A 1689-nucleotide genomic window follows, 5' to 3' on the forward strand; every position below is an offset into this window, starting at 1 on the left:
AGATTATCTCGGCGACCCAGGTCAACGCCGTCCTCGGTGTTCTTGCAGGGAACCGACACCCGGCCCGTGACAGGGTCATGTTCCTGCTGTCTGTGAAAGCGGGACTTCGTGCGAAGGAGATTGCTCAGGTCACTTGGGGAATGGTGCTGACCGCCGATGGTCAACTCAGCGATAGCCTCCACCTGGAAGACCGGGCAGCAAAGATGGGATCGGGTCGCTTCGTTCCACTGAATCGCGATCTGCGGGAGGCACTGATGCACCTCCGGGCCGAACGCCAGCCCAAGCCGGAGGACACGATCATTTTCAGCGAGCGCGGTCGGTCGATGTCTGCCCCAAGCGTTGTTCGCTGGTTCTGGGACCTGTATGAAAATTGGGCTTCACCGGCTGTTCATCCCATAGCGGGCGTCGTTCCTTCATCACGCAAGCTGCCCGCAAAGCCAGCACCGTTGGCGGGTCGCTCCGGGACGTCATGGAACTGGCGGGACACAAGAATCTTCAGACCACCAGCCGGTACATCGAGGCGGACTCGGAAGCTAAAAGGAAGCTGGTGAACTTGGTCTGAGAGAAATGCGGCGTGCACGCGAGCGGGTTTCAGGTCCTTGATTTCTGCTCCACCGAGCTGTATCAAAGATCACTCTGGCGCTTCGGTAGATTGTTGATTTTCTTTGGTGTTCGGCATCTGGTGACACCCCTTTTAGGGTCTCATCCCCTCCGCCATTTTCTCGCTAAGTCATTAGAGAATAAGGCCTCTTGGAAGAGCTCCAAGGGGCTTTCGGCATTTTGGTACAAACGTTGGTACAGAGCGCGGGGTGCGGAATGAGCCGCGCCGCGCTGCCCCACCTGTGGAAGCGCGGCGAAACCTACTGGTTCCGCATGGCGCTGCCCGCTGATCTCGTGGCCCGATTCGGGCGTCGGGAGTTCCGACTCTCTCTGAAGACATCCGATCGCCGCATCGCTAGGATGCGTGGAAGCCGCCTGAGTGTGAGCTTCCAAGAATTGATACGGATGGTGCGGGGTATGCCGGAGCTGACCAGAGAACGAATCAACGACCTTGTCCGTGCCCATTTTGAAAAGCGCCTCAGCGTCGCGAATGAGATCGTCTGGTGTTCCGAACACGACGACAAGTTCGACAAGGAAATGGAGATCGAAGGGGCTGCCCAAGACCTTAAGGCGTTCCAGCGGGACGCCATGGCGTCAAAGTTCAGCTCGAAGACTCAGAAGATCGTCAACGAGTTGGTGGACGAAGCGGGTTTTCCGACCATTCCCCCGGCCAACGAGCGCTACCAGTATCTAGGACAGATGGTTGCGCGGGCGGAAGCTGAGATGCGGCGGGTGCTGATCGCCAAGCTGTCAGGGAACCTCAAGGATAGCTTCATCATTGACCCTGCTTTCACGGGGCTCAGAGAAAATGTGCTCCCGCCAATTCCCGGAGCCCCATACGACCCGAATGACCAAACTGCACCCTCGCTTTTGACGGTCGGTGAGGCGGTTGAACGGTTCAAGGCCAACAGACAGAGCGGATGGGTCGAGAAGACACGCAAGGATTATGAGCGGTGCCTTGGCTGGTTCCTCGAACTGGTCGGCGAACGGCGTCCACTGGTATCGCTTACTGCCGAGGATTTCCGGGAATATCGAGACCTGCTGGGTAAGCTCCCCAGCAACGCTTCCAAGTTCGCCCAGTTCGCCGGA

At 58.2% G+C, this 1689-nt stretch carries 2 protein-coding genes; both read left to right on the plus strand.

Features of this window, described 5'->3' with window-relative positions:
- The coding region (locus ACM9HJ_RS30925) for a tyrosine-type recombinase/integrase (protein ID WP_416575658.1) at nucleotides 1–551 on the plus strand (551 nt) is incomplete at its 5' end.
- 265 nt (nucleotides 552–816) lie between these two features.
- A partial coding sequence (locus ACM9HJ_RS30930; RefSeq protein ID WP_416575659.1) for a DUF6538 domain-containing protein occupies nucleotides 817–1689 on the plus strand: 873 nt, incomplete at its 3' end.

The organism is Niveispirillum sp. KHB5.9 (assembly GCF_048066115.1).
In the GTDB taxonomy this organism is placed as follows: Bacteria; Pseudomonadota; Alphaproteobacteria; order Azospirillales; family Azospirillaceae; genus Niveispirillum.